Below are 16,621 nucleotides of genomic sequence, written 5' to 3'. Positions count from 1 at the left end.
TATCAAATATCGGGGAAGCTCACCATGTAACCTTTTTGAGGTAAGTATCAAGTGTGGTCCATGGGGCCAGCAGCCGAATAGGTTACAAAGCTATTCAATTTTCACCTTTCGAGTGGAATCAATGCTCAAATTTGTTGTTCCACGCGGTTGTATGAGGTTAATTTTTATGCGGGAGGTATCCAAAAGCCGGTATTCAGAATTTGCATCTTCTTCCGAGTAAAGTGGTGAATTCAGGTGGGAGGCCTGTTGCCTGGTTCGCCACAACCCGTATCGAGACTGAAGGTCGGTGGGGTCTTTGCTGAACGCCGTTGCGTAATATTCTCTGGCTTTGGGATAATCACCGGATTTTTCGTAACAGTATCCCATCAGGAAATTCAATTGCTTGTGGGTGGGGTTAAATTTCTGAATTTGTCCCAGGCTAACCAATGCTTTGTAGTATTGACGTTGTCCGAGGTTGATATTCACAATTTTGAACAACACATTCTCAAAGTTTGGACGGAGCGAAACGGCCTTTTGGTAATGGATCAATGCAGTGTCCGGGTTGGACAGGATATTGTAGATGTCTCCTCTGAATGAATATAGGTCGGCATTGTCCGGGAATCTTTTAATTGCATTCGTGTTGGTTACCAATGCTTCGTTATACTGGTTGAGCTTCAGTTGCATATTCCCTATTTGCTGATGCCCACGCAGCAAACGTGGATTTAGGTTCACGGCAACTTTCAGGCTCGCCAATCCTGCCAGTGAATCCCCCTGATGCGACAGCAACATGCCTTTTACATAATAGGCTCCACCATCATAAGGTGCCATTAAGATGGCTTGATTTAGATATTTTACGGCATCACGGTACTGTTTTTTCTCCTGAAAAATGTCTGCGAGTAGTACATAGAGATCAGGACTGTTTTGCTGAAGCGCTTCCGCACGCTGGGCATCTTCCAGCGCATTATCCAATTCGCCAAGTTCTCTGTTTATTTTGCCTCTGATCAGAAAATAGTCCCCTACATTGTCTTTTTCATCGATGGCTTCGTTGATATCCGCAAGCGCTTCTTTGTAGAGCTCTTTTTCGATGTAAATCTTTGCTCTTTTGAAATAATTGATGTCGGAGTCAATATTTCTGTTGATGAGATCTGAAAGTGAGAGCAATGCATCATTTTGTGACTGGGCTTTTGATTTTTTTACGACTGGCGGGATGCGCGTAGCATTTCTTGCATCGCTTTGGCAGGAAGCCATGGCCCAACCCAAGAGGAACAGGGTGAGGTAAATGGTAATCCTCAATTTGTATTTGTCTTTTCTCATGTAGCCTCGTTCCGACGAATAACAGCCCAAATTTATCAATTATAGCGATTTTAGTCCTGCTGGTCCGAAAATCGGGAGAAGATCCCGAGTGGAAGCTTTTTGCCAAAGGAGTCAGGAATGAATAATTCGCCAAATTCGTGCGCTATTTCATCTCCGAAATGCGCTTTGATCAGGTTTTCGAGGATCAAGGCCGAAAATCCCAGGGAGTAAAGGTTGATGATGAAGAAGAAGTTTTGTTTCTTTAAAAGCAACGCGCATAGCCTTAATATTTCATTGAGGTTTTCTTCCAAAAGCCATTTCTCCCCATCCGGACCGCGCCCATAAGCAGGTGGGTCAAGGATAATGCCGTTGTACTGATTTCCCCTGCGGACTTCCCGCTGCACAAATTTAAGTGCATCTTCCACCACCCAACGAATGTTGTTCAGGCCGCTTAGATCCATATTTTCCCGTGACCAGTTAATTACCTGCTTCACGGAATCCACATGTGTTACATCGGCGCCAGAAGCCTTTGCAGCTAGTGAGGCCAATCCTGTATAGGCAAATAGGTTTAAAACCGAAGGCTTATCTTCAGGAATACTTTTTACCTTTTTGGAGATATAGTCCCAGTTGGTTGCTTGCTCGGGAAACACACCTACATGCTTAAATGACGATAGTGCCAGTTTGGCTCTTAAATGTAACGAGCCTGAACGATACTGTATATTCCAGCGGTCCGGCATGTCACCTTTGGTAATCCACTGTCCTTTTTCCTGTGAATTTTTATCTCTCTTAAAAACCGCATTCGACTGCTTGTCCCATTCCTGCTCACTAAGCGATTTGTCCCAGATTGCCTGCGGTTCAGGACGGGACAAAATGTATTGTCCGAATCGTTCCAGTTTCTCAAATCCGCCAGAGTCTATTAATTGGTAATCTGTGTGTTTTTCCGGAGAAAGTAAAAGCATTTTATAAATTGTAAATGGCTTGTAATGAAAAAGTTAATTGACTGCTGATTATAACCTTCGTCGTATGATAGAAATCCAGTTCAAAAGAAAGCCAATAGCCAATGGCTGGCAGCTATTGGTTAAAAGGATATTTTATTCAGATAAAAAACATTTCTCCGGCCCCGGGTCTGCACGTCACCAGCTGCATTGATGATTCGTTGATCTCCCCAGGCCAGATAAAAGTTGTCGTACCAGTAGTCGATGTCGTCGGTAGTGGTTTTACGTACTTTGTCGCCCTCTACGTTGGTAGAATTTGGTATCACCCGATCGCCATCTACCACCTGATCCTTCCTGATAATTTTACTTCGGATGGCCCCGTCATGGCTGTATACAAGTTGTGTGGTGCCATCCACCTCGTTTTGTACCTTGATCTTTTGCTTCAGCTCCATACTTTTTACATGATCGAAACTGATGCTATTGTCCCAGAGAAGCTTTCCGTTCTGATCTACTCCGGCAACAATTCCATGCGTATAAGTAAAGCCATCGAACACCTGCTGATTGTACCCGCGGCCGCCATACATCGGATTCCACAAATAAGGATTGTAAAGCCCCATTCCAAAGGGATAGTTCATATAACCACCGTATCCGCCCATCATATTTGGGTTTTGATAGCGATATTCCGGATAAAATACCTCAGCAACCAAAATAAAGCTATTGTCCTTGGGCACTATATCATGCACCAAAAGCCGGTAATTCAATTTTACCTCATCTCCATCCTCTTTTTTCTTACGAATGCGGCGCTCCATTTTTTCCTGTTGCCGGTCGTTCATATAGTTGAAAAAGTTCTTGAAATCGGTGAAGCTGTGGTACTGTGTAAAGAGTACCTCCTCGTTGACGATCTTACTGATAAACAAACCTTGTGAGGCCGCATTGGTGCTGCTCTGCATGTTGCGATAGCCATAAGTGCCGATGATGACCTGTACAGAATCGTTCAACACCTGTAACCGGCCGTTCAGAAAGGAGTATTCATCTTCCGGGTCGATAGAAATCTGTGTATACAATTCACCGTTTTCCTGGTAGGAGCGGGCAACAAGTTTTGTCTGACGGCCCTTTTTTACGGCAAAACTTACATTTACAAGTCTGTGTAAAGTATCGACCTCCACTGTCTGAATGGCGTTCGAGCCTTTTATGGCGGAAGGTAGGATTCGTGTTTGCGCGGTGGTCAGTTGCGTGTATATCAAAACCGGCTCATTGCGAACCATTCCGGCCATGAAGACCGAGTATCCTAAGGTTTTGAAATCCGTGATCTCAAAACGATCCAGGGTGTTGATTGTAAAAGTTTCAACAAAGCCTGGGCCAATGTTGACCTTTACAATTTGATACACGGAGCTGCGAGATTTACTGAATAGCAGAAAAACAGCCTCGCCATCATAGGAAGAGGCTACGTAATCCAGATTCGACTCAACGGGTCCGTCAATGGACCACACCCGATCCAGATTGGTATCAAATTTCTGGACATTAAATGTTCCCTTGTCGGGTTTTGAAATAAGTAAAACACCCTTTTGACCAAGGGGGACGGTCTGGTAAGTTGTATTGATTCCGTTCAAAGGGAGTTCAATACGTTTCACACTTTGGGCAAAAGCTGATAGCGTAATCAGCGATAAGAATACCGACCAGAAAAATCCTGAAGCCAATAGTCGTGCAACTTTATTCATGAGCCAAGGCTAATATCAGATCAAATTCCTCCTGCTTCACCGGCGCAACAGACAGCCTCGACAAACGAACCAGTGCCATGTCTTTGAAACGTTCGTCGGCTTTGATGGTTGCGAGCGTAACTGTTTTTGGAAATGGTTCGATTGGAACCAACTCTACCACCACCCATCGAGGATCGTCGGAAGTTGGGTCGGGATAGTGTTCCTTGGAAACTTTTGCCAGACCAACTATTTCTTTGCCTTCGTTGCTATGATAGAAAAGTACCAGGTCGCCCACCTTCATTGCGATCATGTTCAGTCTCGCAGTATGGTTGCGAACCCCATCCCACATTGATTTTCCTTCTTTTACGAAATCGTCCCAGGAATATTTGAATGGTTCAGATTTTACCAGCCAGTAGTTCATTTTGTTATAGAAAAAGTGAGAAGTGAGAAGTGAGAAGTGACCGGGCCGCCGGGTGGATGTGACCGGGCCGCCGGGCGGATGTAAGATTTAAATGTACAAATTATGTAACATTTCACGTTTTACGTATCACATTTTACATCCCACATTTTACCAAAATCATGGAAACTTGGGAAACTTACTGAAATCGGGATTCCGCTTCTCGATAAACGAATTTTTCCCTTCTTTGGCTTCTTCGCTCAAATAGTATAAAAGTGTGGCATTGCCTGCCAGTTCCTGAATGCCCGCCTGCCCGTCAAGTTCTGCATTAAAGGAGCTTTTGAGCATGCGAATGGAGAGCGGACTTTTTGCCTGGATTTTTTTACACCATGCTACGGTTGTGCTTTCCAGTTCTTCCAATGGCACCACCTTATTCACCAGTCCCATCTGCAACGCTTCCTGGGCATCGTACTGATCACATAAGAACCATATTTCGCGTGCTTTTTTCTGCCCTACGACGCGAGCCAGGTAGGAAGCTCCAAAGCCTCCATCGAAGCTCCCGACTTTGGGGCCGGTTTGTCCAAAGCGTGCGTTTTCAGCAGCAATGGAAAGGTCGCATATCACATGTAGCACATGACCGCCGCCGATGGCCCAGCCAGCAACCATTGCAATCACCGCTTTGGGAATGGATCGGATCATTTTCTGAAGATCAAGTACATTCAACCTTGGAACATGATCTGCTCCTATATAACCACCATCACCACGAACCGACTGGTCGCCTCCTGAACAGAATGCTTTTCCTCCCTCACCGGTAAGTATGATAACTTCAATCCGGGGATCTTCGCGGCAAATGTGCATGGCATCGATCATCTCCGTTACCGTCAGTGGTGTAAACGCGTTGTGCTTATGAGGACGATTGATGCTGATTTTTGCGATACCCTCGTGTAGTGTAAACAGAATTTCCTGGTATTCCTTAATGGTTTCCCATTGTAATGAAGCAGACATATAATACTAATGAGTGAATGAGTGAATCAACGAATACAGTGAATCTGTAAGCTTTAGTGCTTCGTTTCGTTTTTCGAGCTCCAAAATTACAGATTGTTTGTGTTACCTTCAAAAACAAAGCCATAACTTTCGGCTCCGTGGGGCATTTCCTTGTGCGGGGGCAGTCTTAACGTATCTAGCTTGCCAAATCTTGGATTCGGTTGTTTAAATCTTTATTCCGAAAGGCGTTTCGGTACTGAAAATATGTTTTGGAAAACCAGCAGTAAAATATTAACCACACAAACACCGCCGGACCAGCCGTACTTCCGGAAGGCATTTGACTTTATGAAAGCGTGGTCAGATGGGCAGGAGGAGTTCGTTATTCACACTTCTGGCTCAACGGGTGCCCCAAAAAATATCACAATTTTTCGATCCCAGCTGATCAGTAGTGCACGGATGACCGGAAAAGCTCTGGAGTTAGGTAAGGGAACCCATGCCCTGGTTTGCCTGAACATCGCTTACATAGCCGGCATGATGATGCTTGTACGCGGGATGGAACTGGAATGGGAGCTGACTATTGTGGAACCATCCTCAAATCCATTGCCACATGTTCCGGAAAATGCAGTTTTTGATTTCATATCCATGGTGCCTTCTCAGCTTATGGCCTGCCTGGACGATCTATCTACCAGTGATAGAATTAATAAGGTTGGAAAAATACTGCTCGGGGGCGCTCCGGTAGGTGTTTTTATGAAAAATAGAATAAAAGGTTTGACGGTTCCGGTCTTTCAGAGTTATGGGATGACCGAGACTGTTTCGCATGTGGCTATTCGCAGATTGAATGGGTTAAATAGGGAGACAGCCTATCAGATGTTACCAGATATCACTATCGGAGTAGACGAAAGAGGATGCCTGCACGTGGCTGGAGCCGTAACCCAAGGAGAAACGATCCAAACCAATGATCTGGTTTCGCTCACTTCTTCATCTTCGTTTGTCTGGATAGGCAGAGCAGACAACATCATCAACTCGGGGGGAGTCAAGATTGTACTGGATAGCATCGATTCGGTTGTTGAAGAAGTATTCCTGGAATTGAATTATTCGGGTTCTTTTTATTCCTGGTATCAAAATGATGAAAAATTGGGGCAAAGACTCATACTGATCATTGAAGGTAGCCGGCTGAATTTTGATCAGTCCAAGCTGATTGAAGAAATTAGAAAACGCGTTTCGGCTTATGAGACGCCAAAAGATGTTTACTTTGTGCCGCGGTTTCAAAAAACGCAGACAGACAAGATTGATAAACGACTTACAGCAGAAATGTTTTTTACGCAGATAAATGGATAAAAATCTTCAGATACCCGGCCTTTACATCATTCGTTTTCAAACTGCCCAGTCAGTTCCTGCTCCTTTTTCTCATTACGATACTTTCAAGTTGTTTGTAGATTCGGAAACGAAACTCAATGTGGATTTTTCGATCAATTACATTGACCGCGATGATCTTTCTGAGGAAGAAATTTTGGAAGAAGGCTTTTCAATGGATGACAATTATACGTGGAAGGGAGGCGTGCCAGCCCTGTGGGTCAAAGAATTTCAAAATATATTTACTGCTTCCCATATAATCCGAAAGAGAGAGGAAAAGGAGTTTGAAGATTTTGTGGAAGTCGAACTTGAAGAAGACGGAAAACGTGTAACGGTTTATCCTGTCGACAAGGAAAGATGGGGGTATTTTTTACAGGAGTTCATGCAGGCCATCTTTGAAATTTCCGGTCGGGAGAATCCTTTCGAGTTGACCTACCTGCAGATAGACGGAAAGAATGAGAAAAGCCTGAATCTGAAAGCTTCTTTCGCAGATAAGCGTTTTACGATGCGTAAAAATAACGGATCTGATGAAAATCTAAAATGGAGCGATTTGCAGAACGTGATGGATACGGTTTACAGAGCAGGATTTATGGAAGAGCTTGCGGAACCAAAGAAGCCATCAAAAAATGGCAGATATCTTTCCGCAGGAGACGGACTTTGGTACGAGCTTGGCGTAGCCGTGGTAGAAACCACTGCAAAAAGTAAAGATCTGGCCAAAATCGAAAAATTGTTCTCCTCTTTTTGAAAGCGGTTGACGACACTTTCAAAAAGGAATAGAAAGCCTGAATATTTGAACTCCCGCCTATTTAGGACATAACACCATTATAAATGAAGATTAGCGAATCTGGCTTACCTCCTGTTGTAATTCATCAACCAATTTACTTATCCGGGTCAGCGAAGGCATAGGGGTAGGCAGTTGCAGGCTTACAAACGCTTTTACCTCCCAGACTTCCAGCACGTCGCTTAAAGACACAGACAGGTTGGGAATGGACGTGATGTCAGAGGTCAACGACAAGTCACCCGTGGTCCTGACCTGATTAAATGCGGTACGATAAATTATCCCGTGGTTTCGGGTCACAAACAAATATTGACCACCATCCCTAATCTCGTACCAGTTGCGTATGAAAGTACCCACAAGCAATGAACCAGGATACAGAAAATCTTCCCCGCTTTCAAATGCTCTGTAATACCCGGATGGTAGATTGGGCAGTTGAAAGGAAGGTAAATTGGTGAGAAAGGCAGGATTCTGAAATTGGTGAATGTATTCACTGTATTGACTTTTGGCAATCCATTGAATGACAGGGTAATTGTGAGGTCGGCCCTCTTTCGACTCACTGCGACTGGCCTGGAACTGGTTATTGAAAACCGGAAGTTGTGTTGATTCAGGCCTTTGTGCTGGTGCAGTTTCTTGCGGGTTGCCAGCCGGTATGACAGGCCGAAAGCTGTCACTTTCCTGTTGTGGAAATGCATTCGCAGGCGGTGCATAGCTGGTACCGTCTACCGGCTTCAGGGTTACCTGCCGGGCAACCGTCCTGATTTCAGGCTCTGGCTGTTGATATTTTTCTATGACTTTGGCAAGCGGTTGCGGTTCTGCGAAGCTTTGTACACGTGGCGGTGGCTGCACATTACCGGAATGAGAGACGGTCATCGGTCGTGTGGAATTCATGGGCAACGACAGATCCGGCGTCTCTCTTATTTTTCTTAAATCGTTTTTGAGCAGATTATCAACCGTGATGCCGAAAGCGGCTGCCATATTTTTAAGATTGGTCAGGTTGGGATTGGCGCGTGCTTCTTCGTAGGCACCCAACAGAGACCGCTTGATGGCAATTTTCCTGGCAAACTGTTCCTGTGTAAGACCGTTGAGTCTTCGGAGATATTTTATATTGTTGCTAACGATGCTCATAAAATAACCTTTTGCAGAACGACAACTTAATTACAATTTTTAGTAAATATATAACGGATCAACGTTAGTTTTAGTAATTAATTTCTTTTCGGCATTTGCTTGTGGATTTCATTTTATAAATTGTGTGTAAACCCCTTGATTTTCAATCCATGAATAACATGTATATGACCCACGCCCAAATTCAAGGTGTTTTTCAAAAACAAAAAAACAATCGGCTGTTTTTAGCACAATCGGATGCAAAGGTTCGAATTGCTAAACTTAAGCGACTGCAGGGATATTTGCTGGACCATATCGCTGAGGCTTGTTCAGCGACCAGAGAGGATTTTAGTAAGCCGGAAGCGGAAACCATTATTGGTGAGTTGCTGGTGTTACAAAGCGAGATCAGCTACACAGTCAAGCACCTGAAACGATGGTTGTCCCCTCAGAAGCAATCCAGTACACTCTCGGCGATTGGCACTTCGGCTTACATCCAGTATGAACCAAAAGGGTGCGCGCTCATTATAGCTCCCTGGAACTACCCGATCAACCTTGCTTTTAAGCCATTAATTTCTGCCATCGCCGCCGGGTGTACTGCGATCATTAAACCATCGGAGCTTACACCTAATTCATCCGCATTTGTTAAAAGTGTGGTGGAGCATCTTTTCCAGCCCGACGAAGTAGCGGTTATTGAAGGAGATGCCGATGTGGCTACCCAGTTGCTGTCTTTACCCTTCAATCATATCTTCTTTACCGGCAGTCCATTGGTTGGGAAGATTGTTATGAAAGCTGCCGCCGAAAATTTGGCTTCTGTTACACTGGAACTCGGTGGAAAATCACCTTCTATTGTAGATGAAACTGCCGACATTCCTATGACTGCACGGTTAATAGCCTGGGGCAAGTTTTTCAACAACGGACAGACCTGCATCGCACCAGACTATGTCCTCGTGCATCACTCCGTACATGATCGTTTTGTAAATGAGATTAAAAATGTGGTTAACGAGATGTATAACAAAGAAGGTAAAGGAATTGAAGAATCTCTTAGTTATGCGCGGATTGTCAATGAAAAACATTTTCATAGGTTATTGTCGCTGCTTTCAGATGCCACGGAAAGTGGAGCTGTGATAAAGGTTGGCGGTGAAAGCCGCCTAAGCAGCAGGTTTATAGCGCCCATTGTACTTACGAACGTGAAGGATTCCATGCGTATCATGAATGAAGAGATCTTTGGACCGATCTTGCCGATAAAAAGCTATGGTACTTTGCAGGAAGCGGTGGACCACGTCAACAAAGGCGAAAAGCCCCTGGCCTTGTACATTCACAGTAAGAATAAAAACAACTCAGAATTTATCCTTAAAAATACAAGTGCCGGCAATGCCCTGGTCAACGAGGTTTTGACCCAGTTCGGTAATCCTGATATTCCTTTTGGTGGCGTGAATAACAGTGGTATTGGTAAATCCAACGGCATTTACGGGTTTCAGGAATTTTCCAATGCCAAAGGCGTGATGAGGCGTAGATTTGGGACGGTCAGATTTTTATTTCCACCCTATTCGGAGCGGTTTGTTGGGTGGCTGAAAAAGGGGTTGAAGTGGGTTTGAGGGGAGGAAGGGGTAAGGATGAATGGGAGGAAGGACCGGGGTCGCTGGTGACTAAAGGTAGGATAGATTTAATTTATTAATTTAAGGTTTTTGCTAGCCTGATGACATCTATGAAAGAAACGCAGGGTGAGTTATTTGGTGCTCCTGCGGTACGCTGTGAGTACTACCCGGTACTGTTGCCCGATAATCTCGTGCGCTCAGAAATTGCCGGCCTGAATACAATACTGGTCGAGGAATTTGGATTGAAACAATCTCAGTTGACAAAAATGCCTCATATTTCCATCAATGGAGTGACCTGCCCAGAGGATGACTTAAAGGTGTTGGGTACCATTACAACATTCCTCTCGACGCAGAACCCGTTGACCATTGAATTCAGTGAGGTGGGTTATTTTACAGGTAGAGGTGGGATTACTTTAAAGCTTGGTGTACAAAATTCTCAACCATTGGTGGATTTTGACAGGTTATTTATGACCTCCATAAATGGGAAGATTACCAAGCTGAACCTGCATCTCACGCTGGCAAGATATGTAGATCGGGAGCTTTTTGAGTCATTACAAAACCCCGGAATTATCTACCCTAAAAGCTGTGTTTGCAGTAGTGTTGCCGTTCTGAAAAAATGTGTCGGGGAAAAGGGAGCTTATAGGAATATTGGGGTAGTGGAGTTTGGGGGAGGAAGGGAGGAGGAATGGAAGTAAGGAAGGAAGGTTGAGAAGTTGCGTCCTAAAAAGTCGATTTGCCATGAAATCTTGGTAAAAACTGATGAATGCAAAACTGCTTAGCCTAAGGGTATGAGCTAAGCAATTTTCACATCCATCAGGTCTTGTAAGTACCTACCCATAAATCTCCTTCCGCGCTGCTTTCAGCGTATTCGTCAACAATCCACAAATGGTCATCAATCCTACGCCACCCGGAACAGGTGTAATGTAGCTGCTTTTGGGAGCCACGTCGGCAAAATTCACATCACCTTTGATGGCAAAGCCGCTTTTCTTGGAAGCGTCTTCCACACGGGTGATTCCTACGTCGATCACTACGGCTCCTTCCTTGATGTATTCGGCCGTTACGAATTCCGGCCGGCCGAGCGCGACGATCAGGATATCCGCGGTCTGGCAGATTTCTTTCAGATTTTTCGTTTTACTATGGGTAATCGTAACGGTGCAGTTTCCAGGATAGTCGTTACGCTGCATCAAAATACTCATTGGCAGTCCCACAATCTGGCTACGCCCGATCACAACACAATTTTTACCGCTGGTTTCAATTCCAGCCCGGATCAGCATTTCAAGAATCCCGAAAGGAGTCGCTGAAATGTATGCGGGTAGTCCCTTACACATTCGACCTACGTTGATCGGATGGAAACCATCCACGTCCTTTTTAGGATCTACGGCTTCCATCACCGTGTTTTCAGAAATGTGTTTGGGCAATGGCAATTGAACAATAAAACCATCCACATCGGGATCCTGGTTCAACGACTCGACAGCCTTCAACAGTTCGGCCTCAGAGGTGTCTGCATCGAATTTGAGAAGGGTAGAAGTGAAGCCGATTTCCTCGCAGCTTCGAATCTTGGAAGCGACGTAGGTTTCGCTGGCTCCGTCCTGTCCAACCAGAATGGCTGCCAGATGTGGCTTTTTGCCACCGGAGGCGATCCAATTCTCAACCTCAATTTTAATTTCGGATTTTATCTGGGCAGAGATGGCCTTTCCGTCAAGTAGTTGCATTTTTTTATGTTGTGCTTGTATGTTACAGTATTGTTTTGTCAGGTGTCGTCAGTTATGGTCGGTTATTGTCTGGTTTCGTTACATCATATCCTTGACAATAAATGGCAATTTTCTGACCATTCCTGACAAAGTATGACCATTTCCTGACTACTGAATTCCCATAAGTTTGTCTTTCAATATGTCCATTCCCACAGTCGCTTTCTCCTGAATGAAGGTCATATTCTGCTTCAATCGGATATCAGGTTGTGCAGGGTCGATGATGAAAATGGGTTTTGCATAGCCTACGTAATTAACCAGTCCAGCCGCAGGATATACAGCCAGCGAAGTGCCGATAACAACAAAAATATCTGCGTCTTCGGCGATCCCAACGGCCTTTTCCATCATGGGCACTTCTTCCCCAAACCAGACAATATTAGGTCTGAGCTGACTACCCAATTCGCAGAGATCGCCCTGTTTTAGCTCCCATCCCGTCATTTCATAAACCAGTTCCGGGTTTTTGGTGCTACGAGACTTAAAGAGTTCCCCATGTAAATGAATCACTTTGGTAGAGCCGGCCAGTTCATGCAGGTTATCCACGTTTTGTGTGATGATGTGCACGTCGTACAGATTTTCTAGTTCTGCAAGCGCTAGGTGGGCCGCATTGGGTTTGACAGAGGCTGCCTGTTTCCTTCTTTGATTATAAAAATCCAGAACCAGCTCCTGATTTTTTCGCCATGCTTCCGGAGTTGCCACGTCTTCAATACGGTAGTTGTCCCAAAGCCCGCCATTGTCGCGAAAGGTACTGATACCACTCTCGGCACTTACACCTGCTCCTGAAAGAACGACAAGCTTTTTCATAGGTTTTAATAATGATTGTTTAGGATTAGCAGCCCAAATAGCTCCAAAATTAGTGATTGTTTCTTCGGAATAAAAGGAATGAGAGTTATTCCCTAGTGCCTGAGGGCAATATATTTCAGGAATTTTTTTTCGAAATTGAATTCATTGGTACATCTGTTTTTGCTAGTATTAGAGTAGTTAAGCGCTACTGGCTTGGTTACAAGTGTTTGCCATGTAGGCAACGATTTTCCACATAGCTCTGGTAATGTATTTTTGTTCCATTTCAAACAATTACCAGCTTTAACGTTTTTACATAGCTACCTGCGGATAAGCGAAACAAATAAACCCCTGGTAGTAGGTCGACACGATCCATTGGGACGGAGTACCACCCCTTTGAAAGTGATCCATTTTTCAACTGTTTTAGTTTTTGTCCTTTTACATTAAGCAGCTCTAATGAGACCGTTTCGTCTGTGGCAAGATAAAACCTAATGGTGGATATACTCAACACAGGGTTTGGGAAGTTCTGAAGCAAAACTGTTTCAGTGGGTGTTTCTGCGGGAAGGTTTAATGTGTCCGAGAGCACTTCGCAACCATCGGAATTTCGGACCAGGACCGTGTAGTTTCCAGGCAGACTTGTCTTTAATCTGGGCTGGGTTTCACCATCAATTTCTTGTCCATTCAAATACCAGTTGTAATGATGGGCCGATGTCGCTGAGGTAGCGAGCACAGTAATCTCATTGGTCTTTTCCATGATGGAGATGGGCGCGGAAACTTTTGTAGCGCTGAATTTAAATTCATCACTTTCATTGCTCACGACCAACGGATCAGTTAAAAGTGTCCTAAGGCGATATGTGCCCTCAGCCAATTCACCGGGAATGTTAATAATGACCTGATTATTTTCCAACCGGAGGTTGTTCACTCTGGTTATGTTTCCATTTTTTGAATTGATAAACTCAGCGCTAATTTTATTATGTGGTCCAAGCGACGAGTTGGTCGTAAGCGTAATGGACAATTGCTCATCAGAACAATAGATTTTTTTGGGGACGAATCTTTGGATTTTGTTTTCGTCAAAGGTATGAATCTGGCCACTGCTTGTAAGTATTAAGAGCTGGCCCTTGAAGTATTCTAGGTCAAATGGTTGACGGAGGAAATTTAGCCCGTTGGCATAAAAGGTTGCTTCTGAGCCATTTAATTTGGCAATAGAAAAAGTATATTGGGATTGTCGGTTTGGCTTGCCATAAACAGCAGCCCAAAGTTGATTTAGGTTATCAAACACAATTTTTTTAACCGGTTTTCCAGATATCGGTTCAAGGTTTTCCCAGCCCGCATTACTTCCCGTGTTCAGTTTCGAAACTCCCCAGTCGCCATACACATGCGGGATATTATTGTTGTCAAATGCAACACCTCTTAACATACTCCAATTCGGAAATGAAGGCTGCAGAAGCCACGTGTTATCTTTATACATCCAAACGGCACCTTCTTCCATAAAGGCCCATATTTGTTCGTTTTGATCCTTGGCTACCAGATAAGCCCTTTTGGACCGTACTTCATCGGTACCCAAAAACGAATAACTTCCATTTTTAAGACTGGCCACACCTCGGTTGCTTGCAAAGAGAAAGGTACCATCTTTTAACATGGTTGCTGGTTCGAGCATGCCGGGGCCATGATGATATACATCAAAAGGCAGGGGGGGATACGTAAAATTGCCGGTGCCATCCTGATGGATACCCCAATAGTTGTACAAAATTGTCGAATTTCCAGTCTCAGAAGCGCCAAAAAATCTTATTCTGCTTGAACTTTGTCCTTTCGTATTACTGGTGGTATAGTTTTTCCAATTTTTCAAATCGTTGGACTTGTAATAGCCTGTTTCCGCCGTGTATACATAAAGCGTATTGTCCGTTTTAAACAGGCGAGACGCTAGGAATTCCGATTCATCCTGGCTAACCGTTAGTAAGTTGGGCGAAACTTGCCCTTTGAATTCAAAACGCTGATCATTCCACCTGGTGTTCATGATTTGCGTATTCCAATTGGAATATCTATTTTTTTTCCATTCAACCCGGTTACGCAAGTAGTACTTTTTGTTCTCGTTTAATGTCGGATTAAACAGATTAATGTTTGATACAAAAGAATTCATTGTTCTGGAAAAGGCTGTATCGCTGTAAACAATGTTGTTGAATATCGAGTCTTCTGCGATTTCGATCTCTGCCAAAAGATCAAAGTTATCTTCTTGCAATCTGTAATTTGGAAAGTATAAACTACTGGCAAGTATTGGCAAACTTGATGCATTTTCAACAGTAGATTGAGAAGCCAACTCGGAACTGAAAAGATGTGTCAAGTTTTTGGCGTCACTCCATTTACTCCAGATTCCATCCTTTCTGATTCTAAAAGTGTATCGCATATAACTGTAGAGGCCAAGGTTTGTTGAAATCTGAAAACGTTGGCTGGTCAGGTCAGTGCAATTGAAATCAAAGGTGCTTTTCTCGTACGGATAGTAAATGGATGAAACCTCAATCTGAAAAGCGTCGCTTCCTTTGTATTTTTTGAAATGTCCTGAAACATTCCCGCTTTTGTCTAAAAAGACTTGAAGAAGTGCGGGGGGCGGGCTGTTTTCATCAAATGCCCGGACTTTGAAATCTATCGGTTCAGACCATGGCCCCGATACATCATTCGCAGTCTCTGGTCGATATCTGGCGAAATAGTTACCCTGGTCCAGTCCTAAAGATTGGAAACGTGACGGCTTAAGGATCGTATCTTCAACCACGGTCTCGAAGGTGTTATTCGATGCTATCTGAAATCTGAATTTTGTTCCACCTTGGTTCCAGTTAAAAGATGGTCTCGGAGAGCTAGCAGCCGGTGTAGGATCATCTAAGTGTAAAATCCCCTTGGTAAGGGATTCTCTGAAAGGCGCCAGTTTAAAATGGGTGTCAATTTCGCCGTTGGCATAAGCGGACATTAAATTTCTGCAGTAAGGATGAAAACTGAGTACCGCTCTGCAGTAGGACATGATGGATCCGTTGACGTACTCCTGGAATTTGTCATTGCAGTCGGTTAGGTTTAAGTTTTCCAGTTTCGAGCAAAAATCAATAGGCCCACCCGGCCAGTAGCAGCTGTGGGTATGAGGAGAGCCCAGGGTGTGACCTAATTCATGACATAATATTCCTACTGAAAATTCGGGATCTGACGGCTCAGGGAAGGGGGAGGAACACATTCTTCCTCCGCCATAAAATGTTGCGCTTCTGGCGGCTAAGCTTACTACGACGTCGCGGGCCTCAAACCTATTCGCATTCCAGTATTGAAAAACATTTGTAAAGTAATCATAGTCCGTTAGAAGCGGATAGGGTTCGGGATGATCCCAAATCAATATTGATGTTACCGTCAATCTAATATTTACCTCCTTCTCAAATACCTCCGAGGCTCTTTGTATGTAATCGTAGATTACTTTTTCGATTCTTTCCTTATCTCTGTTATAAAGCAAATAGGTTTGGTAATTGATATCCACTGCTAACCGGTATTCAAGCATTTCACCCTGAGTGATGCGCGCGCGGCTTAGGTCAATTTTTTGAGAAAATGATTGAAGGTATTTCTCGGTTAGCGAGTCGCTTGTACCACAGGACGGGTGTTGTGACCTTGCAATTGTAGCGGAAAGTAATAGCACCGAAAGCAACGCAATCGGGTGAATCCATTGTTTTATAGAGAATAACATTACTTGTTGATGAAATTGTTACTATGAATGTTTTAGTTCGCGTAATTATTCAAGCAATGATAGATCCATTCATGGGGATCCAACTTATAAAATTGGCAAGGAAACGAATGCCATAGCTATTGTATCTATCCGGTACAGGATTTGGGAGTGCGTTGATAGTGGTGGTATTTTCCTTGCTGTTCCAAAAATGAAAGGATGAAATAGATTGTTCTCTTTTCAGCTTTTCATTTTTAGAACATGATGATTTTGTTGTTTCTGCTTTCGGAAATTAAACGGTT

The 16,621-nt window shown here is 43.9% G+C and carries 13 protein-coding genes; 4 read left to right on the top strand and 9 right to left on the bottom strand.

Going from position 1 to position 16,621, the window contains the following annotated elements; all coding sequences use genetic code 11:
• Window positions 1-90: 90 nt before the first annotated feature.
• From DYADSP32_RS05085 to menB, 5 genes are all read right to left on the bottom strand, one after another.
• On the bottom strand, window positions 91-1,293 hold the full coding sequence (locus DYADSP32_RS05085) for a tetratricopeptide repeat protein (protein WP_149243727.1): 1,203 nt from the start codon (window positions 1,291-1,293) through the stop codon (window positions 91-93).
• 50 nt (window positions 1,294-1,343) lie between these two features.
• Complete coding sequence (locus DYADSP32_RS05080; RefSeq protein WP_149243728.1) at window positions 1,344-2,231, bottom strand: class I SAM-dependent methyltransferase; 888 nt, start codon at window positions 2,229-2,231, stop codon at window positions 1,344-1,346.
• Window positions 2,232-2,350: 119 nt separating this feature from the next.
• Window positions 2,351-3,925: a hypothetical protein gene (locus DYADSP32_RS05075; RefSeq protein ID WP_149243729.1), complete on the bottom strand. Its 1,575-nt coding sequence runs from the start codon at window positions 3,923-3,925 to the stop codon at window positions 2,351-2,353.
• A complete protein-coding gene (locus tag DYADSP32_RS05070) occupies window positions 3,918-4,325 on the bottom strand; it encodes an EVE domain-containing protein (RefSeq protein ID WP_149243730.1) in 408 nt (135 codons plus the stop codon). Before DYADSP32_RS05070 ends, DYADSP32_RS05075 begins: the two co-directional genes overlap by 8 nt.
• Before the next feature lie 156 nt (window positions 4,326-4,481).
• On the bottom strand, window positions 4,482-5,306 hold the full coding sequence (menB, locus tag DYADSP32_RS05065; RefSeq protein WP_149243731.1) for a 1,4-dihydroxy-2-naphthoyl-CoA synthase: 825 nt from the start codon (window positions 5,304-5,306) through the stop codon (window positions 4,482-4,484).
• A gap of 243 nt (window positions 5,307-5,549) precedes the next feature.
• Between menB and DYADSP32_RS05060 the strand changes: the two genes are divergently transcribed.
• Entirely contained in the window at window positions 5,550-6,623 is a 1,074-nt protein-coding gene (locus DYADSP32_RS05060) for an AMP-binding protein (protein WP_149243732.1), read from the top strand.
• On the top strand, window positions 6,616-7,383 hold the full coding sequence (locus tag DYADSP32_RS05055) for a hypothetical protein (protein ID WP_149243733.1): 768 nt from the start codon (window positions 6,616-6,618) through the stop codon (window positions 7,381-7,383). The genes DYADSP32_RS05060 and DYADSP32_RS05055 overlap by 8 nt, the downstream gene beginning before the upstream one ends.
• A gap of 90 nt (window positions 7,384-7,473) precedes the next feature.
• Here DYADSP32_RS05055 and DYADSP32_RS05050 read toward each other — a convergent pair whose 3' ends face one another.
• Entirely contained in the window at window positions 7,474-8,541 is a 1,068-nt protein-coding gene (locus DYADSP32_RS05050) for a helix-turn-helix domain-containing protein (protein ID WP_149243734.1), read from the bottom strand.
• 164 nt (window positions 8,542-8,705) lie between these two features.
• Here DYADSP32_RS05050 and DYADSP32_RS05045 point away from each other — a divergent pair, with 164 nt between their 5' ends.
• Together DYADSP32_RS05045 and DYADSP32_RS05040 are read left to right on the top strand one after the other, a co-directional pair.
• Window positions 8,706-10,112, top strand: coding sequence for an aldehyde dehydrogenase family protein (locus DYADSP32_RS05045; protein ID WP_414617523.1), 1,407 nt, complete (start codon window positions 8,706-8,708; stop codon window positions 10,110-10,112).
• Between the two features lie 110 nt (window positions 10,113-10,222).
• Window positions 10,223-10,807, top strand: coding sequence for a 2'-5' RNA ligase family protein (locus DYADSP32_RS05040; protein ID WP_414617522.1), 585 nt, complete (start codon window positions 10,223-10,225; stop codon window positions 10,805-10,807).
• Between the two features lie 135 nt (window positions 10,808-10,942).
• Here DYADSP32_RS05040 and DYADSP32_RS05035 read toward each other — a convergent pair whose 3' ends face one another.
• From DYADSP32_RS05035 to DYADSP32_RS05025, 3 genes are all read right to left on the bottom strand, one after another.
• Window positions 10,943-11,824 carry a tetrahydrofolate dehydrogenase/cyclohydrolase catalytic domain-containing protein gene (locus tag DYADSP32_RS05035; RefSeq protein ID WP_149243737.1) on the bottom strand — a complete coding sequence of 294 codons (882 nt, stop codon included), beginning with the start codon at window positions 11,822-11,824 and terminating at the stop codon, window positions 10,943-10,945.
• A gap of 147 nt (window positions 11,825-11,971) precedes the next feature.
• Entirely contained in the window at window positions 11,972-12,661 is a 690-nt protein-coding gene (locus DYADSP32_RS05030) for an SIR2 family NAD-dependent protein deacylase (protein ID WP_149243738.1), read from the bottom strand.
• 262 nt (window positions 12,662-12,923) lie between these two features.
• Window positions 12,924-16,343 carry a zinc-dependent metalloprotease gene (locus DYADSP32_RS05025; RefSeq protein ID WP_149243739.1) on the bottom strand — a complete coding sequence of 1,140 codons (3,420 nt, stop codon included), beginning with the start codon at window positions 16,341-16,343 and terminating at the stop codon, window positions 12,924-12,926.
• Window positions 16,344-16,621 lie beyond the last annotated feature (278 nt).

Source organism: Dyadobacter sp. 32 (assembly GCF_902506755.1).
Lineage (GTDB): Bacteria > Bacteroidota > Bacteroidia > Cytophagales > Spirosomataceae > Dyadobacter.
This window is presented reverse-complemented; position numbering and strand designations above follow the sequence as displayed.